We start from the raw sequence: 25,351 nt of genomic DNA on the forward strand, positions 1-25,351 counted from the left end.
GCCTGCCGGGGGAACCGCATAGCCGACAGCCGTCGCAGCCCAGGGAGCCCCTTCATGGCCTCGTTGCCCACGTCCCCTTCCGCCGACAGCCGGACCCGGGTGTCCGCGCTCCGCGAGGCACTCGCCACCCGTGTGGTGGTCGCCGACGGAGCCATGGGCACCATGCTCCAGGCCCAGGACCCCACACTCGAGGACTTCGAGAACCTCGAGGGCTGCAACGAGATCCTCAACGTCACCCGCCCCGACATCGTCCGCTCCGTCCACGAGGCGTACTTCTCCGTGGGCGTCGACTGCGTCGAGACCAACACCTTCGGGGCCAACCACGCGGCCATGGCGGAGTACGACATCCCCGACCGCGTGCACGAGCTGTCCGAGGCCGGCGCCCGCATCGCCCGCGAGGTCGCAGACAGGTACTGGGCCGAGGACGGCCGCCGGCGCTGGGTCCTCGGCTCCATCGGCCCCGGCACCAAGCTGCCCACCCTCGGCCACATCGGCTTCGCGACGATCCGGGACGGCTTCCAGGCGAACGCCGAGGGTCTGCTCGCGGGCGGCGCCGACGCCCTGATCGTCGAGACCACCCAGGACCTGCTCCAGACCAAGGCCTCCGTCCTCGGCGCGCGCGGCGCCATGGAGCGGCTCGGCCTGGAGGTCCCGCTGCTCGTCTCGATGGCCTTCGAGACCACCGGCACCATGCTGCTGGGCTCCGAGATCGGCGCCGCCCTCACCGCGCTGGAGCCGCTCGGCATCGACATGATCGGCCTGAACTGCTCGACCGGCCCGGCCGAGATGAGCGAGCACCTGCGCTACCTCACCCGGAACTCCCGCATCCCGCTGCTGTGCATGCCCAACGCCGGGCTGCCCATCCTCACCAAGGACGGCGCCCACTTCCCGCTCGGCCCCGAGGGCCTGGCGGACGCCCAGGAGAACTTCGTACAGGACTACGGCCTGTCCCTGGTCGGCGGCTGCTGCGGCACCACCCCCGAGCACCTGCGCCAGGTCGTGGAGCGCGTCCGGGGCCTCGCCCCGGCCGAGCGCGCCCCGCGTCCCGAGCCGGGCGCCGCCTCCCTCTACCAGTCGGTGCCGTTCCGCCAGGACACCGCCTACCTGGCCATCGGCGAGCGGACCAACGCCAACGGCTCCAAGAAGTTCCGCGAGGCCATGCTGGAGGCCCGCTGGGACGACTGCGTCGAGATCGCCCGCGAGCAGATCCGCGAGGGCGCGCACATGCTCGACCTGTGCGTGGACTACGTCGGCCGTGACGGCGTCGCCGACATGGAGGAACTGGCCGGCCGCTTCGCCACCGCCTCCACCCTGCCGATCGTCCTGGACTCCACGGAGGTCGAGGTGATCAGGGCGGGCCTGGAGAAGCTCGGCGGGCGCGCGGTGATCAACTCGGTGAACTACGAGGACGGTGACGGACCCGACTCGCGGTTCGTGAAGGTCACGCGGCTGGCGCGGGAGCACGGCGCCGCCCTGATCGCGCTCACGATCGACGAGGAGGGCCAGGCCCGCACCCCCGAGAAGAAGGTCGAGATCGCCGAACGGCTGATCGCCGACCTCACCGGGAACTGGGGCATCCACGAGGAGGACATCCTCATCGACACCCTGACCTTCACCATCTGCACCGGTCAGGAGGAGTCCCGCAAGGACGGCGTCGCCACCATCGAGGCGATCCGCGAGCTGAAGAGGCGCCACCCGGCCGTGCAGACCACGCTGGGCCTGTCGAACATCTCCTTCGGCCTCAACCCGGCCGCCCGCATCCTGCTGAACTCCGTCTTCCTCGACGAGTGCGTCAAAGCCGGACTCGACTCGGCGATCGTGCACGCCAGCAAGATCCTGCCGATCGCCCGCTTCAGCGAGGAGGAGGTCCGCACGGCCCTCGACCTCATCCACGACCGCCGCTCCGAGGGCTACGACCCCCTCCAGAAGCTCATGCAGCTCTTCGAGGGCGCCACCGCGAAGTCGCTGAAGGCCGGCCGGGCCGAGGAACTGGCCGCGCTGCCGCTGGACGAGCGCCTCAAGCGCCGCATCATCGACGGCGAGCGCAACGGCCTGGAGGCGGACCTGGACGAGGCCCTCCAGGACCGGCCCGCGCTCGACATCGTCAACGAGACCCTGCTGGACGGCATGAAGGTCGTCGGTGAGCTGTTCGGTTCCGGCCAGATGCAACTGCCGTTCGTCCTTCAGTCCGCCGAGGTCATGAAGGTGGCCGTCGCCCACCTCGAACCGCACATGGAGAAGGTGGCCGACGGTGAGGAAGCGGCGGGCAAGGGCACCATCGTCCTCGCGACCGTGCGCGGCGACGTGCACGACATCGGCAAGAACCTGGTCGACATCATCCTCTCCAACAACGGCTACAACGTCGTCAACCTGGGCATCAAGCAGCCCGTCTCGGCGATCCTGGAGGCGGCCGAGGAGCACCGGGCGGACGTCATCGGCATGTCGGGGCTGCTGGTCAAGTCCACGGTGATCATGAAGGAGAACCTGGAGGAGCTGAACCAGCGCGGCCTCGCCGCCCGCTTCCCGGTCATCCTCGGTGGCGCCGCCCTGACCCGGGCCTACGTCGAGCAGGACCTGTACGAGGTCTACGAGGGTGAGGTCCGCTACGCCCGCGACGCCTTCGAGGGCCTGCGCCTGATGGATGCGCTGATCGGCGTCAAGCGCGGCGTGCCCGGCGCGAAGCTGCCCGAGCTGAAGCAGCGCCGGGTGCGGGCCGCCGTCGTCGAGGAGGCCGAGGAGCGCCCGGAGGAGGGCCACGTCCGCTCCGACGTCGCCATCGACAACCCCGTGCCGGCCCCGCCGTTCTGGGACACCCGGGTCGTCAAGGGCATCCAGCTCAAGGAGTACGCGAGCTGGGTGGACGAGGGCGCCCTGTTCAAGGGCCAGTGGGGGCTGAAGCAGGCCCGCACCGGGGAGGGGCCGTCGTACGAGGAACTGGTCGAGACCGACGGCCGCCCGCGCCTGCGCGGCCTGCTCGACCGGCTCCAGACGGAGAACCTGCTGGAGGCGGCCGTGGTCTACGGCTACTTCCCGTGCGTCTCCAAGGACGACGACCTGATCATCCTGGACGAGCAGGGCAACGAACGCACCCGGTTCACCTTCCCGCGCCAGCGCCGCGGCCGGCGCCTGTGCCTGGCCGACTTCTTCCGTCCGGAGGAGTCGGGGGAGACGGACGTCGTCGGCCTCCAGGTCGTCACCGTCGGCTCGCGCATCGGCGAGGAGACGGCCCGGCTCTTCGAGGCCAACGCCTACCGCGACTACCTCGAACTGCACGGCCTGTCCGTGCAGTTGGCCGAGGCCCTCGCCGAGTACTGGCACGCCCGCGTCCGCTCCGAACTCGGCTTCGCCGGTGAGGACCCGGACGGCATCGAGGACATGTTCGCCCTCCGGTACCGCGGCGCCCGTTTCTCCCTCGGCTACGGCGCCTGCCCGAACCTGGAGGACCGCGCCAAGATCGCCGCCCTCCTCGAGCCCGAGCGGATCGGCGTGCACCTGTCGGAGGAGTTCCAGCTCCACCCCGAGCAGTCCACCGACGCCATCGTCATCCACCACCCGGAGGCGAAGTACTTCAACGCCAGGTGACCCCCGCCACCGGCACACCGCCACGCCCCCGGGCCGTCCGGGGGGTGTCCGACGGGGTGCCCCCGGGCCCGGAGTGATGAACGAGGCGTTTCGCTCCGCGGCGTCGTACACTGGTCGGTCCACCGCAGGCCGGTTCCCCGCACGGGAACCGGCCTGACCGTCCCTCAAGGAGGTGCGCCCGGATGACCAGCACGGTCCCCGCGCCCGGAACCCTTCCCCCCGCTCCCGCCGGCACCGGAGCGGGCGGGACCGCACCGCCCGACGGCTCCACCCTCCAGGCGGTGCTGCTCGACATGGACGGCACCCTGGTGGACACCGAGGGCTTCTGGTGGGACGTCGAGGTGGAGGTGTTCGCCCGCCTCGGCCACACCCTGGACGACTCCTGGCGGCACGTCGTGGTCGGCGGCCCCATGACCCGCAGCGCCGGCTTCCTCATCGAGGCCACCGGCGCCGACATCACCCTCGCCGAACTCTCGGTGCTGCTCAACGACGGCTTCGAGGACCGCATCGACCGCGCCCTGCCGCTGATGCCGGGCGCCGCGCGCCTGCTCGGCGAGCTGCACCGGCACGGTGTGCCCACGGCCCTGGTCTCCGCCTCCCACCGGCGCATCATCGACCGGGTGCTGTCCGTGCTGGGCCCGCACCACTTCGCCCTCTCCGTCGCGGGCGACGAGGTCTCGCGCACCAAGCCCTTCCCGGACCCGTACCTGCTCGCCGCCGCGGGGCTCGGCGCGCACCCGGCCGGGTGCGCCGTGGTCGAGGACACCGCGACCGGGGTCGCCGCCGCGGAGGCCGCGGGCTGCCGGGTGATCGCCGTGCCCTCCGTGGCACCCATCGGCCCGGCCGCCGGACGGACCGTCGTCTCCTCTCTGGAAGAGGTCGACCTGGCATTTCTGCACGGCCTCATGACGGAAATGCGCTAGCCGTTCACCCAGCGTGCGACGCCCATTGGGTGTGCTGGACATATTTCCCGGGAAGTAGACCCGAGGGGAATTCAGGGTGAGGTGTCCGGCCGAATTGTGCTGACCGGTCACACAGTTGGGCGTGTGACGTTTCCCACGCCCACCGGACTCGACAACGCCGTTCGACTGTGCAGAAGCACCCGGAACGGGTGGTGTGGGCGGGGCTTTGTGTCCCGATTGATGGGATGCTGCACTAATCCTGCCGCTGTCGGGTTTTCGGTGTGTCCGCGACCGGTTCCACTGCGTGATGGGGGGTCAACTCACGGGGCCGTGAAGCGCGCTGCGGGCGCGGACTAATCTCGTCGCGAGAACATCGCCGCGAACCCCCGTGATCCGTCGCACCACCCATGCATGCCGGATACACGGACCCGAACAGCTCTGGAGAAACTCCCGCATGAACCGCAAGACTTTGGTGCTGCCGGCGGTGGCCGGCCTGCTCACCCCGGTTCTCGCCGCGTGCGGCGGATCCGACAGCGGGAGCAAGAGCGGTGACGCCATCGTCGTCGGTACCACGGACCAGTTCACGGCCAGCAAGGCGGCTCCGGCGCCCCTCGACCCGGCCTACGCCTACGACGTCGGCACCTGGAACATCCTGCGCCAGACCGTGCAGACCCTGATGGCCCAGCCCAAGGGCGAGGGCGACCCCGTGCCCGAGGCCGCCGAGAGCTGCTCCTTCACCGACAGCGGCAGCGAGCGCTACGTCTGCAAGCTGCGCAAGGACCTCACGTTCGCGAACGGCGACAAGGTGACCGCCGCCGACGTCAAGTACTCCATCGAGCGTGCGCTGCGCATCAAGGCCGACAGCGGTGTCTCCGCCCTGCTGAACACCGTCGACACCATCGAGACGCAGGGCGACCGCGAGGTCGTCTTCCACCTCAAGACAGCCGACGCCACCTTCCCGTACAAGCTGTCCACCCCGGTCGCGGGCATCATCAACCCGAAGGACTACGACAAGGACAAGCTGCGCGACGGCTTCGACGTCGACGGCTCCGGCCCGTACACCCTCCGGGCCGACGTCAAGAACAACGCGATCACCAGCATCACCTTCACCAAGAACCCCTCGTACAAGGGCAACGTGACGGTGAACAACGACGCGGTCGAACTCCGCTCCTTCAGCGACGCCGACGCCATGGGCACCGCGCTCGACAAGGGTGACATCGACGTCATGACGCGCACCATGTCGCCCGGGCAGATCCAGAAGCTGGACGCCGGCAGCGACGACAAGGCCGACCTGGTCGACATGCCCGGCCTGGAGATCCGCTACCTGGCCTTCAACACCGATGCCACCAGCGTGAAGTCCAAGGCCGTACGCCAGGCGATGGCGCAGATCATCAACCGCGGCGAGCTGGTCTCCAAGGTCTACGGCACCCAGGCCGAGCCGCTGTACTCGCTGGTCCCCGCCACCGTCACCGGGCACTCCAACTCGTTCTTCAACAAGTACGGCAACCCCAGCGTCGACAAGGCCAAGAACCTTCTCGCCAAGGCCGGCATCACCACTCCGGTGAAGCTGACCCTGCACTACACGACCGACCACTACGGCTCGGCCACCGAGCAGGAATTCCAGATCCTCCGGCAGCAGCTCAACGACAGCGGCCTGTTCGACGCCTCCATCCAGGGCCACCCCTGGGCGACCTTCCGGCCCGCCGAGCAGAAGGGCGCGTACGACGTCTACGGCATGGGCTGGTTCCCCGACTTCCCGGACGCCGACAACTTCCTCGCCCCCTTCCTCGACAAGGACAACTTCCTCGGCTCGCCGTACGCCAACAGCGCCATCCAGCGCTCGCTGATCCCGCAGTCGCGCCGTGAGGCCGACCGGCTCGGCGCCGCCAAGAGCCTGACCGAGATCCAGGACATCGTCGCCGACGACGTGCCGGTCCTGCCGCTGTGGCAGGGCAAGCAGTACGTCGCCGCGCGGGACAACGTCACGGGCGTCTCCTACGCCCTCAACTCGTCCTCGACGCTCCAGCTGTGGGAGCTCGGCCGTGGTGTGAGCGGCTGACGGCTCTCCTCACCCGGGGGCCAGGGACGGCTGCCCCGGGTCCCGGGGACCAGGACGGTGGTCCCGGGGTGACGAACCGACGACAAGGCACATGTCAAGTGAAGAAGCGCAACCCGTGGCCGGTCCTGCCCCTCGTGGCGGGGCTGGCCTCCGGCCTGTTGACCGGCTGTGGCTCGGAGACCGGCGATTCCGGGGGAACCGGCTCCGCCGTGGTGATGGGGATGTCCGACGACGTCCTCGCCACGGACCCGGCGTCCGGCTACGACCCCGGCTCCTGGCTGTTGTTCAACAACGTCTTCCAGTCGCTGCTCAGCTTCCCCAAGGGGGCGACCGAACCCGAACCCGAACTGGCGAAGCGGTGCGGCTTCACCGACACCCGGGCCATGGTCTACCGGTGCGAACTGAAGGACGGCCTGAAGTTCAGCAACGGTGACCCCCTCACCTCCGCCGATGTGAAGTTCTCCTTCGAGCGCATGCTGAGGATCGACGACCCCGCCGGTCCCGCGATCATGTTCCCGATGCTCGGCACGATCGGGACACCGGACGCGAAGACGGTCGTCTTCCACCTGAAGGTGCCCGACGCCACCTTCCCCAGCAAGGTCGCCTCCGGCGCCGGTTCCGTCGTGGACCACCGCCAGTACGACGCGAACGGCCTGCGCACCGACCACAAGGCCGTCGGCTCCGGCCCCTACGAGCTGGACTCCTTCGACAAGGAGCAGGCGGTCTTCTCGGTCAACGGCAACTACAAGGGGACCGTCCAGGTCAAGAACTCCGGCGTCACCCTGAAGTTCTTCCACGGCGACCGCACCGCCCTGAAGCAGTCCCTCCTCGACGGCGGCATCGACATCGCCTACCGCGGTCTGGCCGCCTCCGACACAGCCGGCCTCGACCGGCAGAAGGACGACAAGGGCGTCGACGTCATCGAGGGCACCAGCGCCGAGGTCCAGCACCTGGTCTTCAACATGAAGGACCCGGTGGCCGGCAAGCTCGGCGTCCGCAGGGCCATGGCCTACCTCATCGACCGCGACGCCCTGATCGAGAACGTGTACCAGGGCACCGCCACCCCGCTGTACTCGATCATCCCGGCGGGCATCGCGGGCCACAACACCGCCTTCTTCGACACGTACGGCGCCCGCCCCTCCCGCGCCAAGGCCGCCGCCGCCCTGCGCGCCGACGGCATCACCGGCAAGGTGAAGCTCACCCTGTGGTCCACGCCGTCCCGTTACGGCCCCGCCACCGACGAGGAACTGAAGGCCATAGCCGGCCAGCTCAACGCCAGCGGCCTGTTCGACGCCGACGTGCGGTCCGTCCCCTTCGACCAGTACGAGAAGGAGATCGCCCAGGGCAGGTACGGCGTGTACGTGAAGGGCTGGGTGCCGGACTACCCGGACGCCGACAACTTCACGGCCCCCTTCTTCGGCAAGGGCAACGTGCTGGAGAACAACTACGGCAACCGCACCATCACCGGCTCGCTCCTGCCCGCCACCGCCGCACAGAGCGACCGGGCCGCGACCGACAAGGACTTCGGCAGGCTGCAGGACATCGTCGCCGACGAACTGCCCGTCCTGCCGGTCTGGCAGGCCAAGCAGTACGCGGTCGTCCGCGACGGCGTCTACGGTCTGGAGTACTGCCTGGACGCCTCCACGGTGTTCCGGTTCTGGGAACTCAGCAAGAGCTGACGCCGGTCACGGCAGGGGCGCCCCGCACCAGGCGGCAGGGGCGCCCTTCGCCGTACCGCCCGCCGGAGCGCGTCGGCCGGCCGGCCCGCCCGTTACTGCGCGCCGGGGCGCACCAGCCCGCTCTCGTACGCGTACACCGCCGCCTGCACCCGGTCACGCAGGCCCAGCTTGGTCAGCACATGGCCCACATGGGTCTTGACGGTCGTCTCGCTGACGAACAGGTCGGCCGCGACCTCCGCGTTGGACAGCCCGCGCGCCACCAGCTTCAGCACCTCGACCTCACGATCCGTCAGGGTGTGCAGAGCGTCGGGCACCGGCTCCTCGCCGGAGGGCAGATGCGTGGCGTACTTGTCCAGCAGCCGCCGGGTGACGCTCGGCGCGAGCATGGCCTCGCCGGCCGCCACGACCCGGATGGCCTGAACCAGTTCGTTGGCGGGCGCGTCCTTGAGCAGGAAGCCGCTCGCTCCCGCGCGCAGCGCCTCCACCACGTACTCGTCCAGGTCGAACGTGGTCAGCACCAGCACCTTGGCCGGACCGTCCCGCCCGGGGCCGGTGATCTGCCGGGTGGCCTCCACACCGTCCATCCGCGGCATCCGGATATCCATGAGCACGACATCCGGCTGCAACGCTCGCACCTGGTCGAGGGCCTGGAGACCGTCACCGGCCTCGCCGACGACGGCCAGGTCCTGCTCGGCCTCCAGGATCATCCGGAAGCCGGTACGCAGCAGCGGCTGGTCATCGACCAGTAGGACGCGGATGGCCACGTGACACTCCTTCGCTAGTCCGCGCCCATTCTGCCCTGCGCCGGCGCCCCCGACTCGGCCGCCCTCACCGGCAGCGGATAGGGCGGGGGAGTGCCGCCGAACTCCGGGCAGTGCGCCCGGTGGTTGCACCAGTCGCACAGCCGGGTCGGCCGGGGCCGCCAGTTCCCCGTCTCCGTGGCCTCGCTGATGGCCTCCCACAGCGCGTGCAGCTTGCGCTCGACCCGCTCCAGGTCGGCGAGGACGGGGTCGTACGTCAGCACGTCGCCGCTGCCGAGATAGACCAGTTGCAGCCGGCGCGGGATCACCCGCTTCAGCCGCCACACCACGAGGGCGTAGAACTTCATCTGGAACAGGGCGCCCTCCGTGTACTCGGGGCGGGGCGCCTTGCCCGTCTTGTAGTCGACGATCCGCACCTCGCCGGTCGGCGCCACGTCCACCCGGTCGATGATCCCGCGCAGCCGCAGCCCCGAGTCCAGCTCGGCCTCCACGAACAGCTCCCGCTCGGCCGGCTCCAGCCGCGTCGGGTCCTCCAGCGTGAACCAGCGCTCCACGAGCCGCTCGGCCTCGGCGAGCCACCGGGTCAGCCGCTCGCCCTCCGGATCGTCGGTGAACAGCTCGGTCACCTCCGGGCGGCTCTCCCGCAGCCGGTCCCACTGCCCCGGGATCAGCGCCTTGGCCCGCGGCGCGGTCCGCTCACCGGCGGGCGCGTCGAACAGACGCTCCAGCACGGCGTGGACCAGCGTGCCCCGTGTCGCCGCCTCGCTCGGCTTCTCCGGCAGCCGGTCGATCACCCGGAACCGGTACAGCAGCGGGCACTGCATGAAATCGCTCGCCCGGGACGGCGACAGCGAGGTGGGCGCCACAGCCGCCCGCTCCCCGCCGGCCACCGCGGGCGCGGGCACCGAGGGACTCTCCTCCGACGCCACCGATCTCACCGACGTCGCCGACATCTCGGCCGGGGTCGTCGGGGGCGCCGGCGGCGGGGCGTCCGGTGGCGTGTGCTCGGCGCCGGGCGGCGGGGCCGCTGCCTCCTCGATGCTGCTGTCCATGTCCACAGACCTTACGGCCCGGCACTGACAGTGACCCGGGCGCCGGCCGCGTCGGCGGTGCGAGCGGGAGGCGAACACAAGGGGTGCCGGAGCGGAACACGCCGCCACGGCCGCATACCATCGACCAGAGACCCTTCCGCCCGGCAGGCGCGGGAGACGCTTCGAACTAGGGGACATCGTGGACGTGAGCGGCGGGAGCGGGCAGCCGCGGTCCGGCAACGACGGACCGGCCGACAACTCCGCCGAGCCTGCGGCCGAACCCACCGACCACCCCGCGACCCCGATCCACGACACCCCCGGCACCCCCCGCCCCGCCACACCGGGACCCGCCACCCGACGGACCACCCCGCACGACGGTCCCGCCGAGCCCCACCCGGCCGACGAGGACGACACTCCTGCCGGGAACGGCACGCCTGCCGGCGACGGCACGGCCGGTGAGGCGGGCGCGTCCGGTCACGAGCACACCGCCCCGGCGGCGAGTGCGCCCGGCGCGGCCGACGACGACAGCTCACCGCGCCCGGCACATGCGGACACCGCCCGCCGTCCGGCAGGAAAGGACGACGCGCACGCGTCCGTGCCGCACGGCGGTGACTCCTCCGAGCACCGCTCCCTCGCACACTCCGGTATCGCCAAGGGCGAGCCGCCGCACCCGCGGCCCAAGGAGCCCGGCGGGGGCATCCTCATGGGGCGGCCCTTCGGCGTGCCCGTGTACGTCGCGCCGAGCTGGTTCCTCGTCGCCGCGCTGATCACCTGGGTCTTCGGCGGCCAGCTCGACCGCGTGCTGCCCGAGCTGGGCGCCGCCCGCTACCTGGTCTCCCTCTTCTTCGCGGTCGCCTTCTACGCCTCCGTCCTGGTCCACGAACTGGCTCACACGGTCGCCGCGATCCGCTTCGAGCTGCCGGTCCGCCGCATCCAGCTCCAGTTCTTCGGCGGTGTCTCGGAGATCGAGAAGGAAGCCGAGACCCCCGGCCGGGAATTCGTGCTGGCGTTCGTCGGCCCGCTGCTCTCCCTCGTCCTGGCCGGACTGTTCTACCTCGCCATGAAGCCCGTCGAGCCCGGCACCGTCCCCGGCGTGCTGCTGGCCGGACTGATGGTCTCCAACCTCATCGTCGCGATCTTCAACCTCTTGCCCGGCCTGCCCCTCGACGGCGGGCGCATGCTCCGCGCCGTCGTCTGGAAGCTCACCGGCAGCCCGATGAGCGGCACCGTCGCCGCCGCCTGGGTCGGCCGCGCCCTCGCCGTCTCCGTCCTGATCGGCCTGCCGCTGCTCAACCACTCCAGCGCCTTCGGCGGCGGCGGTGAGGAGACGAGCGGCATGGACACGGTCACCGACGCCCTGCTCGCCGCGATCCTCGCCGCGATCATCTGGACCGGCGCCGGCAACAGCCTGCGCATGGCCCGGCTGCGCGAACACCTCCCCGAGCTGCGCGCCCGCACCCTCACCCGGCGGGCCGTACCGGTCGAGAACGACACTTCGCTCTCCGAGGCACTGCGCCGGGCCAACGCCGCCGGTGCCCGCGCCCTGGTCGTCGTCGACGCCGACGGCAACCCCCTCGCGCTCGTCCGCGAGGCCGCCATCGTCGGCGTACCCGAGCACCGCCGCCCCTGGGTGGCCGTGAGCGGCCTGGCCCAGGAGCTGACCGACGGCATGCGAGTCTCCGCGGAGCTGGCCGGGGAGGACCTGCTGGACGCCCTCCGGGCCGCCCCGGCCACCGAGTACCTCGTGGTCGAGCAGACCGGCGAGATCTACGGCGTCCTGTCCGCCGCCGACGTCGAACGCGCCTTCGTGAAGGCCATGGCCCGGCCCACCCCGTAGCCGTGGTCGGCGGCCTCGGGAAACGCCGGTAGGCTGGTCACATGTCCGAACCGACCGGTGCCGCCCGCAGGCGCGGGCCCTTCAAGGTCGGGGACCAGGTACAGCTGACCGACCCCAAGGGCCGCCACTACACGTTCACGCTCGAAGCCGGGAAGAATTTCCACACCCACAAGGGCTCCTTCCCGCACGACGAACTGATCGGCGCTCCCGAGGGCAGCGTTGTCCGGACCACCGGCAACGTGGCCTACCTCGCGCTGCGCCCCCTGCTCCCCGACTACGTCCTGTCCATGCCCCGCGGGGCAGCCGTCGTCTACCCCAAGGACGCGGGGCAGATCCTCTCCTTCGCCGACATCTTCGCCGGCGCGCGCGTCGTGGAGGCCGGCGTCGGCTCCGGCTCGCTCAGCAGCTTCCTGCTGCGGGCCATCGGCGACCAGGGCATGCTGCACTCCTACGAGCGCCGCGAGGACTTCGCCGAGATCGCGAAGCAGAACGTGGAGCGCTACTTCGGCGGCCCGCACCCCGCCTGGCAGCTGACCGTCGGCGACCTCCAGGACAACCTGTCCGACACCGACGTCGACCGCGTCATCCTGGACATGCTCGCCCCCTGGGAGTGCCTGGAGGCCGTCTCCAAGGCGCTCGTCCCGGGCGGCATCCTGTGCTGCTACGTGGCCACCACCACCCAGCTCGCCCGGACCGTGGAGTCCATCCGGGAGATCGGCTGCTTCAACGAGCCGACCGCCTGGGAGACCATGATCCGCAACTGGCACATCGAGGGCCTGGCCGTCCGCCCCGACCACCGGATGATCGGCCACACCGGCTTCCTGCTCACCGCCCGCCGCCTCGCGGACGGCGTCGAGCCGCCCATGCGCCGCCGCCGCCCCGCGAAGGGCGCGTACGGCGAGGACTACGCCGGACCCAACGCCGACGGCGGCGCCGGCCGCTGACCGGCCCCGCACGCGCACAACGCAAGGGCGCCGTGCCCGAGTTCCCCACCGCATCCGGGAACGCGGGCACGGCGCTCCCGCGTTGACGCGGTACCGGCAGCGACGCCTCCCGCGCGCCGGTCTGCCGCCCGGGGGAATCCCGGCCCCCACCGTTCCCCCGCACCGTGGCGTGTGGCAGCATGCAGGCCATCCCACCGGCACAGCCCTCACAGGAGACACTCCTAGTGCAGCAACCCGCCGTTCCGGAGCTCGCCCACACCCAGACCCGGCCGATCCACTGGGTCCTCACCGCCACGGCCGTCGCCGCCGTGGTGGCCCTCTCCACCGTCGCCCGGCCCGGATCGGCCACGGCCGCCCAGTCCGCCACCGGCACGCGGACGACGACCGCGGCCGTCGCGCCGGGCACGACGGGTGTGCAGTTCCCGCTGGACTGCGGACCGGTGAAGGCCCTGGTCGTCAAGAAGGCCGGCGCGGACCTGGACGGCGACGGCAGGCCGGAAACCGTCGCGGTGGTCCACTGCGACGCCCCCATGGGCACCCCGCCGGACGGCGTCTACGTCCTCACCCGCTCCGCGGACGGCAGGAGGCCGCGCGTGGTGGCCACCCTCGTCAGGCCCGAGGACCGGCTCACGGTCACCGACTTCGCCGTACGCGCGCGTACCGTGTCCGCCACGCTGCTCGGCTACTCCTCGGACGCCGTGCCCAGTTGCTGCCCCGACCTGAGGACCCCGGCCGCCTGGCAGTGGAACGGCAGTGCCTTCATCCGCTCCACGGGGTCCGCCCACAGCGTCTGAACCGGGCTCACTCCGCCTCGGGGCCGTACACCTCGACCCTGTCCTGAACGCGCCGCACATGGATGCACTCGCCGGGACACTCCTTCGCCGAGTCCACCACGTCCGCCAGCAGCGGCAGCGGTACCGGCGTGGCCGCGCCCGCCCGGGGCCTGGAGCAGTTCGTCGTCCGCGCCCTTCACATAGGCCAGCCCGTCGATGTCCAGCTCGAACACCTCGGGGGCGTACTGGGCGCAGATGCCGTCGCCGGTACACAGGTCCTGGTCGATCCAGACCTCCAGCACCTCGCCGCCCGGGGCCTCCTGCTGCACGGTCATGTCTCCTGCCGTCGGTTCGCCGGGCGGTCCGGGTGCCGCGAGGGCCGGCCGGGTCCGCTCCAGCGGCTGTTGGACACCCTCGACCCTACCTCCGCCCGGTTCACGTCCGGTCCGGGCCGGTCCGGGGGTTTCCGGAGCCTCCCGCTCGGGTACCAGCGCCGGACCGGGACAGGGGTGCCCCGGCGGCCGGATCGATCACTTCAGGCCGTCCTGACGGTGACCGCCTCTGTCGATCTCGTCGCTCTGCGTGATGATCGTGCGAGCGGTCCGAGGGCTGCCCTCATCCGGGCCGATCGGCCCGGAACGGACAACTCCGGCCAGTCGCGGAGGGTTTCGACCGCGCCACGCACGGAACCGGCTGCTTCCCCCTCACGTTCAGTGGGTATCCCCTCCGTGCGAGGGAGTGCGCGCCGGGTGACCGACGACACACCTTGACAGTCTTTGTGATCTAGGGGTTTCAATCGACACCCACCCAGGTAGGGTCTGGAAGCGTCCAGCTCCCCTTGGAGGAGGTGAGGACCGTGGCAGCCCACGACGACGACATGAACCGCGGCATCCGCCCGGGACGCGGGTCCGACGACCCGGCCGGGCAGATCGCCTACCTTGAGCAGGAGATCGCCGTCCTGCGACGCAAGCTCGCCGACTCTCCGCGGCACACGAGGATTCTCGAAGAGCGGATCGTCGAGCTACAGACGAACCTGGCCGGCGTGTCCGCCCAGAACGAACGACTGGCCAACACCCTCCGCGAGGCCCGCGACCAGATCGTGGCCCTCAAGGAGGAGGTCGACCGGCTCGCCCAGCCGCCCGCCGGCTTCGGTGTCTTCCTCCAGGCGAACGAGGACGGCACCGCGGACATCTTCACCGGTGGCCGCAAGCTCCGGGTGAACGTCAGCCCGAGCGTCGAACTCGACGACCTCCGGCGCGGCCAGGAGGTCATGCTCAACGAGGCGCTCAACGTGGTCGACGCCATGGAGTACGAGCGCGTCGGCGACATCGTCACCCTCAAGGAGATCCTGGAGGACGGCGAGCGCGCCCTCGTCCTGGGGCACACCGATGAGGAACGGGTGGTGCGGCTCGCCGAGCCGCTGCTGGACGTCACCATCCGCGCCGGCGACGCCCTCCTGCTCGAACCCCGCTCCGGCTACGTCTACGAGGTCGTGCCCAAGAGCGAGGTCGAGGAGCTGGTCCTCGAAGAGGTCCCCGACATCGGCTACGAGCAGATCGGCGGCCTCGGCAACCAGATCGAGGCCATCCGCGACGCGGTCGAGCTGCCGTACCTCTACCCGGACCTGTTCAAGGAGCACGAGCTGCGCCCGCCCAAGGGCGTCCTGCTCTACGGCCCGCCCGGCTGCGGCAAGACGCTCATCGCCAAGGCCGTCGCGAACTCGCTGGCCAAGAAGGTCGCCGAGGTCACCGGCCAGGCCGCCGGCAAGAGCTTCTTCCTGAACATCAAGGGCCCCGAGCTGCTCAACAAGTACGTCGGCGAGACGGAGCGGCAGATCCGCCTCGTCTTCCAGCGTGCTCGTGAGAAGGCCAGCGAGGGCACCCCCGTGATCGTCTTCTTCGACGAGATGGAGTCCCTCTTCCGCACCCGTGGCTCCGGTGTCAGCTCGGACGTGGAGAACACCATCGTCCCGCAGCTGCTCGCCGAGATCGACGGCGTGGAAGGCCTCCAGAACGTGGTCGTGATCGGCGCCTCCAACCGTGAGGACATGATCGACCCGGCCATCCTGCGCCCCGGCCGGCTCGACGTGAAGATCAAGATCGAGCGTCCGGACGCCGAGGCGGCCAAGGACATCTTCGGCAAGTACCTCACCGAGCGTCTGCCGCTGCACACGGACGACGTCGACGAGCACGGCGGCGACAAGACCACCACCGTCCAGAGCATGATCCAGACGGCGGTCGAGCACATGTACGCCGAGTCGGAGGAGAACCGCTTCCTGGAGGTCACCTACGCCAACGGTGACAAGGAGGTCCTCTACTTCAAGGACTTCAACTCCGGCGCCATGATCGAGAACATCGTGGGCCGGGCCAAGAAGATGGCGATCAAGGACTTCTTGGAGAAGAGCCAGAAGGGCCTGCGCGTCTCCCACCTGCTCCAGGCCTGCGTGGACGAGTTCAAGGAGAACGAGGACCTGCCCAACACCACGAACCCGGACGACTGGGCCCGGATCTCCGGAAAGAAGGGCGAGCGGATCGTGTACATCCGTACGCTCATCACCGGGAAGCAGGGCGCGGACACCGGACGCTCGATCGACACGGTGGCGAACACCGGTCAGTACCTGTAGAGGCAGGGCGGCTGCGGGTGCCCTCGACGGGTACCCGCAGCCGACTGTTTTCAGGGCCACGACCGGAGCAGCCAATGACGCAAATGATCTCCCCACCAGCGCAAAGGCGTTCTAGGCTCGTTCCTGCCGCCGAGTCGCGCCGTGCGGGAACGGGCACCGCACACGCACCGGAGCGCCAGCGGTACATGAGCGGCGCCCACGACCGAGGGTGCCGCCGGGCAAGGAGGGCCGCATGACCGTACGGCGAGTAATGGGAATCGAGACGGAGTACGGGATCTCCGTCCCCGGCCACCCGAACGCCAATGCCATGCTCACCTCGTCCCAGATCGTCAACGCCTACGCGGCCGCGATGCACCGGGCCCGCCGGGCCCGCTGGGACTTCGAGGAGGAGAACCCGCTGCGGGACGCGCGAGGCTTCGACCTCGCCCGGGAGACCGCCGACTCCAGCCAGCTCACCGACGAGGACATCGGCCTCGCCAACGTGATCCTCACCAACGGCGCGCGCCTCTACGTCGACCACGCCCACCCCGAGTACAGCGCCCCCGAGGTCACCAACCCCCGTGACGCCGTCCTCTGGGACAAGGCGGGTGAGCGGATCATGGCCGAGGCCGCCGAGCGGGCCGCGCAGCTACCGGGAGCCCAGCAGATCCACCTCTACAAGAACAACACCGACAACAAGGGCGCCTCCTACGGCACGCACGAGAACTACCTGATGAAGCGGGAGACCCCCTTCTCGGACATCGTGCGCCACCTCACGCCCTTCTTCGTCTCCCGCCAGGTCTTCGCCGGAGCGGGCCGCGTCGGCATCGGCCAGGACGGCCACGAGCACGGCTTCCAGCTCAGCCAGCGCGCGGACTACTTCGAGGTCGAGGTCGGCCTGGAGACCACGCTCAAGCGCCCGATCATCAACACCCGCGACGAGCCGCACGCGGACGCGGAGAAGTACCGCCGGCTGCACGTGATCATCGGTGACGCCAACCTCTCGGAGATCTCCACCTACCTCAAGCTCGGCACGACCGCCCTGGTCCTGTCCATGATCGAGGACGGCTTCATCGCCGTGGACCTGGCCGTCGACCAGCCCGTGCGCACCCTGCACCAGGTCTCGCACGACCCGTCCCTGAAGCGCCTGGTCACCCTGCGCAGCGGACGCACGCTCACCGCGGTCCAGCTACAGATGGAGTACTTCGAACTGGCCCGCAAGTACGTCGAGGAACGCTTCGGCGCCGACGCCGACGACCAGACCAAGGACGTCCTCGGCCGCTGGGAGGACACCCTGACCCGGCTGGAGCGCGACCCGATGAGCCTGGCCGGCGAGCTGGACTGGGTGGCCAAGCGGGAGGTGATGGAGGGTTACCGCCGCCGGGACGACCTTGACTGGGACGCCGCGCGGCTGCACCTGGTCGACCTCCAGTACGCCGACGTCCGCGCCGAGAAGGGCGTCTACAACCGCCTGGTGGCCCGTGGGCGCATGAAACGGCTGCTGGACGAGGGCGAGGTCGAGCGGGCCCGTACGAAGCCGCCGGAGGACACGCGCGCGTACTTCCGCGGCCGTTGCCTGGAGCAGTACGCGGACGACGTGGCCGCGGCGAGCTGGGACTCGGTCATCTTCGATCTCCCCGGCCGTGACTCTCTCCAGCGCGTTCCAACCCTGGAACCGCTACGCGGAACGCGAAATCACGTCAAGGAGCTTCTGGACCGCTGTCGCACCGCGGAAGACCTGGTCAGGGTCCTGTCCGGCGGGTGAGCAGTGTCAGGGGGGTACTCGGTGCGGCCCCGGGCGGACAGGGTGGAAAGCCCACCGTCCGGGAATCATCGGGATGGCCCCCGTTCGTTGGAGAAACTGCGGGGCCGATGTCGGACCCGGCTTGTAGGGTCTGATCATCACCGATCGGCAGGCGAACTGAGCGGGGTGAGGGTTATGGCGACCAAGGACACGGGCGGCGGCCAGCAGAAGGCCACGCACTCGACCGAACAGGCCGAGGAGCAGACGCAGGACGCGCAGGCGCAGGACGACCTCAAGGAGCGGCACGAGAAGCTCTCCGACGACGTGGACTCCGTCCTGGACGAGATCGACGACGTACTCGAGGAAAACGCTGAGGATTTCGTGCGGTCCTTCGTGCAGAAGGGTGGCCAGTAGGCCTGCTCTCCCCTTCGGATCGATGGTCCGGGGGCGTCGGAGTGGTGAGTGGCCGGCGAACGGACGACGAAGCACTGCTCGCGGCCGGAGAAGTCCGGGCCGCGGGCAGTCCTCGTCCCCGGGAACGGCTTCGGCCGGGCAGGTGGATCACCGTCACCGGCCGGGTAAGGTCCGTGGCATACCGTGCTTCAACCGCAATTCGGCCATCGGCAGGTGGGGGGAAGACGCCCCGGGCTGCCCGCCGGACTGCCGCTATGTGGAAGGAAACTCGTGGAAGCCAATACTCGTGGCACCGGGCGTCTACCAGCTGCCTTCCTGACGCCAGGATCCTCCTCATTCATGGACTTCCTCTCCGAGCACCAGCCCGCTCTGCTGCCCGGCAACCGGAAGCTGCCCGCCCACGCAGGGCGTGATCGAGGCGCCGCACGGCACGACGATCGTCGCCGTCACCTTCCCCGGAGGCGTCGTGCTCGCCGGTGACCGCCGGGCGACCATGGGCAACGTCATCGCGCAGCGGGACATCGAGAAGGTCTTCCCGGCCGACGAGTACTCGGCCGTCGGCATCGCCGGCACCGCCGGTCTGGCCGTCGAGATGGTCAAGCTCTTCCAGCTCGAGCTGGAGCACTTCGAGAAGGTCGAGGGGGCCCAGCTCTCCCTGGAGGGCAAGGCCAACCGACTGTCGACGATGATCCGTTCCAACCTCGGCATGGCCATGCAGGGCCTGGCCGTGGTGCCCCTGTTCGCCGGGTACGACCTGGACCGCGAGCGGGGACGCATCTTCTCCTACGACGTCACGGGCGGCCGTTCCGAGGAGCACAACTTCGCCGCGACGGGCTCGGGCTCGGTCTTCGCGCGCGGTGCGATGAAGAAACTGTTCCGCAACGACCTGACCGAGGAGCAGGCCGCCACGCTCGTGGTCCAGGCCCTCTACGACGCGGCTGACGACGACTCGGCGACCGGCGGTCCCGATGTCGCCCGCCGGATCTATCCGATCATCACCGTGATCACCGAGGACGGCTTCCGCCGGCTCACCGACGAGGAGTCGTCCGGGCTCGCGCGCGCGGTGCTCCAGAAGCGCCTGGAGGAGCCGGACGGCCCCAAGGCCGCCCTGCTCTGAGCGCGGCCCCGTTCTCATCGAGGTGATCCAGTGACCAAGACAGAAAGGGACGGATAACCGGTGTCGACGCCGTTCTATGTCTCACCCCAGCAGGCCATGGCCGACCGGGCGGAGTACGCCCGCAAGGGCATCGCCCGCGGCCGCAGCCTGGTCGTGCTCCAGTACGCCGACGGCATCGTGTTCGTCGGCGAGAACCCGTCCCGCGCGCTGCACAAGTTCAGCGAGATCTACGACCGGATCGGCTTCGCGGCGGCCGGCAAGTACAACGAGTACGAGAACCTGCGCATCGGCGGCGTGCGCTACGCCGACCTGCGCGGGTACACCTACGACCGTGACGACGTCACGGCCCGCGGCCTGGCCAACGTCTACGCCCAGACGCTGGGCACGATCTTCTCCTCGGCGGCCGAGAAGCCGTACGAGGTGGAGCTGGTGGTGGCCGAGGTGGGGGAGACCCCCGAGGGCGACCAGATCTACCGGCTGCCGCACGACGGTTCCATCGTGGACGAGCACGGCTCGGTCGCGGTGGGCGGCAACGCCGAGCAGATCAGCAGCTTCCTGGGCCAGCGCCACCGCGACGGCATGAGCCTCGCGGAGGCCCTGAAGCTGGCCGTGCAGGCCCTGTCCCGGGACACCAACGGCAGCGAGCGGGAGATCCCCGCCGAGCGGCTGGAGGTCGCCGTGCTGGACCGCACGCGTCCGCAGAAGCGCAAGTTCAAGCGCATCGTCGGCCGTCAGCTCGGCCGCCTGCTCGAGGCGGGCGGCGCGACCACGGAGGCGGAGAGCGCCGAGGAGGAGTGACCCCCCTCGGCGCAGGTGTGCCCCGGCCGGTCCTCCGGCCGGGGCACCTGCCGTTCCGGCGGCGGTGACCGGCCCGGGCCGGCTCCGGCCGTCCGCTCCCGCGGCGCGAGCCCGGCACGATCCGGACGAGAGGCCCTAGACCTCCCGAGGCGGTGCCGTGGAGGCTCGGACGACCAGTTCGACGGGGATGTCCCCGCTCTCCGGCGCACGGCCCTCCAGTACCGCCAGCAGGGCCCGCATCCCGCGCTCGCCGAACAGCTCGGCGTCCAGTCGTACGGTCGTCAGCTCGGGGTCGAGCGCGGTGGCCAGTGCCAGGTCGTCCAGGCCGGTGACCGAGACGTCGTCCGGGACGCGCAGGCCGAGGCGGCGCAGCGCCTTGTACGCGCCCGCGGCGAGCTTGTCGTCGTCGCAGACCACGGCCGTGGGCCGGGGGCCCGGCGCGGTGAGCGCGGCCTCGGTGGCGGCCCGCGCGCCCTCGATGGAGATCGGGGCCCGGGCCGTACGCACGTGTGTGCCCGGGACCGCGGCCAGGCGCGCCGCCAGCTCGCGCCCCCGGATCTCGAACGTCCAGGACGGCACGTCCGCGGCCAGGTGCAGCACCCGGCGGTGACCGAGGCCCAGCAGGTGCTCGGCGACCTGGCGGACGCCGTCGGTGATGTCCAGGTTGACGGTCGCGGCGCCCAGGCTGCCCGAGGGATCGCTGTCCAGCATGACCAGGGGCAGTTGGTCGCCGCGGATCGCGGTGAGGGCGTCGGCGGCCATCGAGGAGGCGATGACGCCGTCCAGGGCGGCCTGCGCGGAGGCGAAGGGGTCGCGGGCCGGGCCGATGCCCTCGGGCGAGGGGTAGAGCACGACGCCGAAGCCGTGCTCGGCCGCCACGCGCGCGGCGCCCGTGTAGACCCCGGCGAAGAACTCCGTTGTCAGGGCGGGCACCACGAGCAGGACGGTACGGGTGTGGCCGAGGCGGAGGTTGCGGGCGGCGAGGTTGGGCCGGTAGCCCAGCTCGCGCGCGGCCTCCCGGACCCGTTCGGCGGTGGCCTCGGACACCCGGCCGCGCCACTTGTCGCCCAGCACGAGGGAGACGGCCGCCTGGGAGACCCCGGCCGCGCGGGCGACGTCACGGCTGGTCGGGCGGGTGCTGCTGTGTGCCACCGCGGGCCTGCTCCTCTGCTTGCGGTCGTCGGCCCGGGCGCGTGGGCGCCGTGCGGGTCACTGACGGCCGTCTGGACGTGTGAACAGCGCACATGGTACGTATGGATGGGGACGTTATACGTAACACTTCGGGCCGTCGAGGCGTCCCGCGAGCCACGGAAGGGCACGACATGGCCACGGGATACCTGGAGATCCTCAGAGCGCGGCACGCGTGCCGGCTGCTCACCGGCACCCTGGTGGGCCGCCTGCCCAACGCCACCGCCGCCATCGCCCTGGTGCTCTTCGTCCGCGCCGAGGGCGGCTCCTACAGCCTCGCCGGTGCCCTCGCCGCGGTGTACGGCGTCGCCAACGCCGTGGGCCAGCCGGTCCTGGGCCGGCTCGTGGACCTGTACGGCCAGCCGCGCGTCCAGCTTCCCGCGGCGGTCCTCGCGGCCCTGTCGATGACCGCCTTCGCCTTCCTGGGCACCGGCTCGCTCCCCCTCGCCCACGCGACCGTGGCCGCGGCCGGCCTGTTCACCCCGCCCCTGGAGGGCGGACTGCGCGCCCTGTGGCCGTCCGTGCTGCGCCGCGAGGACCAGGTGCACACCGCGTACGCCATGGACGCGATCGCGCAGGAGATCATGTTCACCGCCGGCCCGCTGCTGGTGACCCTGTGCGTGTCCCTGTGGGACGAGCGCGCCGCCCTGCTCGTGCTGAACCTCCTCGGCGTGCTGGGCGCGCTCTCCGTGGTCCTCTCGCCGCCCTCGCGCGCGTGGCGCTCCGCCCCGCGCGAGGCGCACTGGCTGGGCGCCCTGCGCTCACCCGGCCTGCTCGCGCTGCTCGCGGCCTTCCTGTTCGTCGGCATCGCCCTGGGCTCCATCACGGTCGCCTCGGTGTCGTACGCCGACGGGCACGGCGGTGACGCGGTCTACGGCTGGCTCATGGCCGGGCTCGGCCTCGGCGCGCTCGCCGGCGGCAGCGTCTACGGCGCCCGCCGGTGGGCCGGCGCGCCCGAACGGCGACTGACGGTGCTGGTGGCCCTGCTGGCGGTCTGTTACCTGCCGCTGACGCTGACGCCGGGCACGGCCGCCATGGTGCTGCTCAGCGTGGTCTCCGGAGTATTCCTGGCGCCGTGCATCGCCTGCGCGTTCATCATCGTCGACCGGCACGCGCCGGCCGGGACCGTCACCGAGGCGTTCTCCTGGCTGGTGACCACGTTCACCGTGGGCGCGTCGGTCGGAACGGGTCTGGCGGGCCCGGTCGTCCAGGCCGGCGGCACCGTGTGGGGTTTCGGCCTCCCGGGCGCGGCCGGGGCCGTGTCCCTGCTGGTCCTGCTCGCCACCGGACGGGTCCTGGCGGCTCCCGCGCGGGGCGCGATCGTTGCGGCTTCACCGGAAAACGATCCAAATCGTGCTGTCGAACCCCGTTTCAGCTCGGGGGATCGGGCGTAATGTTCCCTCATGGACCGCCGCATTTTCGGGCTGGAGAACGAGTACGGCGTCACGTGCACGTTCAGGGGACAGCGCCGCCTGTCTCCTGACGAGGTGGCGCGGTACCTCTTCCGCCGTGTCGTGTCATGGGGCCGCAGCAGCAATGTGTTTCTGCGCAACGGCGCCCGGCTCTATCTCGACGTGGGCTCACATCCGGAATACGCGACCCCCGAGTGTGACAACGTGACCGAACTGGTCACCCACGACAAAGCCGGCGAGCGCATTCTCGAAGGACTCCTGGTGGACGCGGAACGACGCCTGCACGAGGAGGGCATCGCGGGCGACGTCTACCTCTTCAAGAACAACACCGACTCGGCGGGCAACTCCTACGGCTGCCACGAGAACTACCTGGTGGCCCGGCACGGGGAATTCTCCCGGCTCGCGGACATCCTCATCCCCTTCCTGGTCACCCGGCAGTTGCTGTGCGGCGCGGGCAAGGTGCTCCAGACCCCGCGCGGCGCCGTCTACTGCGTCAGCCAGCGCGCGGAGCACATCTGGGAGGGCGTCTCCTCGGCGACGACCCGCTCCCGGCCCATCATCAACACCCGCGACGAACCGCACGCGGACGCCGAGCGCTACCGCCGGCTGCACGTCATCGTCGGCGACTCGAACATGTCCGAGACGACCATGCTGCTCAAGGTCGGCGCCACCGACCTGGTGCTGCGCATGATCGAGGCGGGCACCGTGATGCGCGATCTCACCCTGGAGAACCCGATCCGGGCGATCCGCGAGGTCAGCCACGACATCACCGGCCGGCGCAAGGTGCGCCTGGCCAGCGGCCGGGAGGCCTCCGCACTGGAGGTGCAGCGCGAGTACTTCGACAAGGCCGTGGACTTCTGCGAGCGCCGGGGCATCCGCACCGGCACGGTCGCCGAGGTCCTGGACCTGTGGGGCCGCACGCTGGACGCGATCGAGGCCGAGGACCTCGACCGGATCGCCACCGAGATCGACTGGGTCATGAAGTACAAGCTCATCGAGCGGTACCGGGCCAAGCACAACATGACCATGTCGCACCCGAGGGTCGCGCAGATAGACCTCGCCTACCACGACATCCACCGCCGTCGTGGCCTGTACTACCTGCTGGAGAAGAAGGGCCAGGCCGCCCGGATCTGCAACGACCTGAAGATCTTCGAGGGCAAGTCCGTTCCCCCGCAGACCACTCGGGCCCGGCTGCGCGGCGACTTCATCCGGCGGGCGCAGGAACAGAGCAGGGACTTCACCGTCGACTGGGTCCACCTGAAGCTCAACGACCAGGCGCAGCGCACCGTGTTGTGCAAGGACCCGTTCCGTTCGGTGGACGACCGGGTGGAGAAGCTGATCGCCGGAATGTAGCGAAGGACGAAGTCAGGCGTCTCGGCTCGCAGGAGCCGGAACGCCACACGGGCGCCGTACGTTTTCCGTACGGCGCCCTTCTCACGCCGTAGAGTTGCGCGCACGCCATCCGCAAGACCGACCGATTACGAGGCTCTCCGTGCGCCGACGCTCACTCCTCCTCGCCGCTGTCCCCGCAGGACTGGTCACGCTCGCCGCCTGCGGTGACGACTCGTCCGACTCCGGCAAGACCAGTGCCTCGCCGTCGCCGTCGGCGTCCGCCGCGCCCCCGCCCAAGATCGTGGACGGACCGCTGCCGGCGGTCACGTCGGGCACGAAGTTCGGTGAGAAGCCGGTCATCGCCAAGGGGCCGGGCGACCCGTCGAAGAACCTCGCGGTCAAGACGCTGATCCCGGGCAGTGGCCGCACGGTCGCGGAGAACGACTTCGTCCAGGCGAGCTACCTCGGCCAGATCTGGGACACCGCCAAGGTCTTCGACAACTCCTACGACCGCAATCGCGCGCTGGTCATGCAGCTCGCCCAGGGCAGCATCATCGACGGCTGGCGGTACGCCCTGGCCGGCAAGAGGACCGGCAGCCGGGTCCAGATCGCCGTGCCGCCCGCCCTGGGTTACGGCAAGTCGGGCCAGCCGGACGCCGGCATCAAGGGCACCGACACCCTGGTCTTCGTCATCGACCTCATCGACTCCTTCAACTCCAAGAGCTCCGCCAAGGGCAAGCCGGTCGCGCAGAACGACTCGGCACTGCCGAAGGTGGCCACCAACACCGACGGCCAGGTGCCCAAGGTCACCGTCCCCAAGTCGGACCCGCCGAAGAAGCTCGTCTCGGAGTACGTCCTGGAGGGCGACGGCCCCGAACTGAAGGCCGACCAGACGGTCCTGTGCCAGTTCCAGGGCCTGGTCTGGGAGGGCGGCAAGACCTTCCAGCGGACGTACGGCTCCGGCCGGCTCAGCCAGTTCGCCCTGGAGCAGATGCAGCAGGCGGTCAAGGGCCTGGCGCAGGGACTGACCGGCAAGAAGGTGGGCAGCCGGGTCCTGATCGTCGTCCCGCCGGAGCTGGGCTACGGCGACAACCCGCCGAGCGGCGGGGTCATCAGGAAGGGCTCCACCCTGGTGTTCACGGTGGACATCCTCGCGGCGATGTAGGCCGGGGACGC

General features: G+C 70.5%; 18 protein-coding genes and 2 pseudogenes. 16 read left to right on the forward strand and 4 right to left on the reverse strand.

The annotated features are described in order from the left end of the window. The first annotated feature begins 54 nt into the window (after positions 1–54). The 4 genes from metH to D9753_RS28600 all read left to right on the forward strand — a co-directional run bounded on the left by metH (position 55) and on the right by D9753_RS28600 (position 8,222). Positions 55–3,582 (forward strand): methionine synthase, encoded by a 3,528-nt coding sequence (metH, locus tag D9753_RS28585; protein WP_121789627.1) that lies wholly within the window; start codon positions 55–57, stop codon positions 3,580–3,582. Positions 3,583–3,764: 182 nt separating this feature from the next. Beyond that, the gene (locus tag D9753_RS28590; protein ID WP_121789628.1) at positions 3,765–4,505 is read left to right on the forward strand and encodes an HAD family hydrolase; all 741 of its coding nucleotides are present in this window, start codon (positions 3,765–3,767) and stop codon (positions 4,503–4,505) included. A gap of 433 nt (positions 4,506–4,938) precedes the next feature. Next, positions 4,939–6,543 carry an ABC transporter substrate-binding protein gene (locus tag D9753_RS28595; RefSeq protein WP_121789629.1) on the forward strand — a complete coding sequence of 535 codons (1,605 nt, stop codon included), beginning with the start codon at positions 4,939–4,941 and terminating at the stop codon, positions 6,541–6,543. A gap of 98 nt (positions 6,544–6,641) precedes the next feature. Next, complete coding sequence (locus D9753_RS28600; protein ID WP_121789630.1) at positions 6,642–8,222, forward strand: ABC transporter substrate-binding protein; 1,581 nt, start codon at positions 6,642–6,644, stop codon at positions 8,220–8,222. A gap of 92 nt (positions 8,223–8,314) precedes the next feature. Here the strand turns inward: D9753_RS28600 and D9753_RS28605 are convergent, their stop codons facing one another. Together D9753_RS28605 and D9753_RS28610 are read right to left on the reverse strand one after the other, a co-directional pair. Then, positions 8,315–8,986, reverse strand: a complete 672-nt coding sequence (locus tag D9753_RS28605; RefSeq protein WP_121789631.1) for a response regulator — start codon at positions 8,984–8,986, stop codon at positions 8,315–8,317. A 14-nt stretch (positions 8,987–9,000) separates the two neighbouring features. Continuing rightward, the gene (locus D9753_RS28610; RefSeq protein ID WP_394346762.1) at positions 9,001–10,035 is read right to left on the reverse strand and encodes a RecB family exonuclease; all 1,035 of its coding nucleotides are present in this window, start codon (positions 10,033–10,035) and stop codon (positions 9,001–9,003) included. A 178-nt stretch (positions 10,036–10,213) separates the two neighbouring features. On the opposite strand from D9753_RS28610, the gene D9753_RS28620 reads away from it, so the two are divergent. The 3 genes from D9753_RS28620 (at position 10,214) to D9753_RS28630 (ending at position 13,589) form a co-directional block, all read left to right on the forward strand. Beyond that, positions 10,214–11,851 (forward strand): site-2 protease family protein, encoded by a 1,638-nt coding sequence (locus D9753_RS28620; protein ID WP_121789634.1) that lies wholly within the window; start codon positions 10,214–10,216, stop codon positions 11,849–11,851. Positions 11,852–11,892: 41 nt separating this feature from the next. After that, positions 11,893–12,795 (forward strand): tRNA (adenine-N1)-methyltransferase, encoded by a 903-nt coding sequence (locus tag D9753_RS28625; protein ID WP_121789635.1) that lies wholly within the window; start codon positions 11,893–11,895, stop codon positions 12,793–12,795. A 224-nt stretch (positions 12,796–13,019) separates the two neighbouring features. Next, positions 13,020–13,589 (forward strand): hypothetical protein, encoded by a 570-nt coding sequence (locus D9753_RS28630; RefSeq protein ID WP_121789636.1) that lies wholly within the window; start codon positions 13,020–13,022, stop codon positions 13,587–13,589. Between the two features lie 7 nt (positions 13,590–13,596). Here the strand turns inward: D9753_RS28630 and D9753_RS28635 are convergent. After that, positions 13,597–13,903 (reverse strand): annotated as a pseudogene (locus D9753_RS28635) (ferredoxin). 521 nt (positions 13,904–14,424) lie between these two features. Here D9753_RS28635 and arc point away from each other — a divergent pair. From arc to prcA, 6 genes and pseudogenes are all read left to right on the forward strand, one after another. Further along, on the forward strand, positions 14,425–16,191 hold the full coding sequence (arc, locus tag D9753_RS28645; RefSeq protein ID WP_121789637.1) for a proteasome ATPase: 1,767 nt from the start codon (positions 14,425–14,427) through the stop codon (positions 16,189–16,191). Positions 16,192–16,423: 232 nt separating this feature from the next. Beyond that, complete coding sequence (gene dop / locus D9753_RS28650; RefSeq protein ID WP_338057992.1) at positions 16,424–17,935, forward strand: depupylase/deamidase Dop; 1,512 nt, start codon at positions 16,424–16,426, stop codon at positions 17,933–17,935. Between the two features lie 174 nt (positions 17,936–18,109). Continuing rightward, positions 18,110–18,328 (forward strand): ubiquitin-like protein Pup, encoded by a 219-nt coding sequence (locus D9753_RS28655; RefSeq protein WP_121789639.1) that lies wholly within the window; start codon positions 18,110–18,112, stop codon positions 18,326–18,328. A 22-nt stretch (positions 18,329–18,350) separates the two neighbouring features. Beyond that, on the forward strand, positions 18,351–18,647 hold the full coding sequence (locus D9753_RS28660) for an endonuclease domain-containing protein (RefSeq protein WP_121791337.1): 297 nt from the start codon (positions 18,351–18,353) through the stop codon (positions 18,645–18,647). Next, a pseudogene (prcB, locus tag D9753_RS28665) lies at positions 18,599–19,445 on the forward strand (proteasome subunit beta). Before D9753_RS28660 ends, prcB begins: the two are co-directional and overlap by 49 nt. A 60-nt stretch (positions 19,446–19,505) precedes the next feature. Then, entirely contained in the window at positions 19,506–20,243 is a 738-nt protein-coding gene (prcA, locus tag D9753_RS28670) for a proteasome subunit alpha (protein ID WP_121789640.1), read from the forward strand. Positions 20,244–20,378: 135 nt separating this feature from the next. Here prcA and D9753_RS28675 read toward each other — a convergent pair whose 3' ends face one another. Continuing rightward, positions 20,379–21,395, reverse strand: coding sequence for a LacI family DNA-binding transcriptional regulator (locus tag D9753_RS28675; protein ID WP_121789641.1), 1,017 nt, complete (start codon positions 21,393–21,395; stop codon positions 20,379–20,381). A gap of 170 nt (positions 21,396–21,565) precedes the next feature. Here D9753_RS28675 and D9753_RS28680 point away from each other — a divergent pair, with 170 nt between their 5' ends. The 3 genes from D9753_RS28680 (at position 21,566) to D9753_RS28690 (ending at position 25,340) form a co-directional block, all read left to right on the forward strand. Further along, on the forward strand, positions 21,566–22,825 hold the full coding sequence (locus D9753_RS28680; RefSeq protein WP_121789642.1) for an MFS transporter: 1,260 nt from the start codon (positions 21,566–21,568) through the stop codon (positions 22,823–22,825). 9 nt (positions 22,826–22,834) lie between these two features. Continuing rightward, positions 22,835–24,196: a Pup--protein ligase gene (gene pafA, locus D9753_RS28685; RefSeq protein ID WP_121789643.1), complete on the forward strand. Its 1,362-nt coding sequence runs from the start codon at positions 22,835–22,837 to the stop codon at positions 24,194–24,196. 139 nt (positions 24,197–24,335) lie between these two features. Further along, the gene (locus D9753_RS28690; protein ID WP_121789644.1) at positions 24,336–25,340 is read left to right on the forward strand and encodes an FKBP-type peptidyl-prolyl cis-trans isomerase; all 1,005 of its coding nucleotides are present in this window, start codon (positions 24,336–24,338) and stop codon (positions 25,338–25,340) included. Positions 25,341–25,351: the final 11 nt, after the last annotated feature.

Origin of the sequence: Streptomyces dangxiongensis, assembly GCF_003675325.1 — a bacterium.
Taxonomy (GTDB): Bacteria; Actinomycetota; Actinomycetes; order Streptomycetales; family Streptomycetaceae; genus Streptomyces; species Streptomyces dangxiongensis.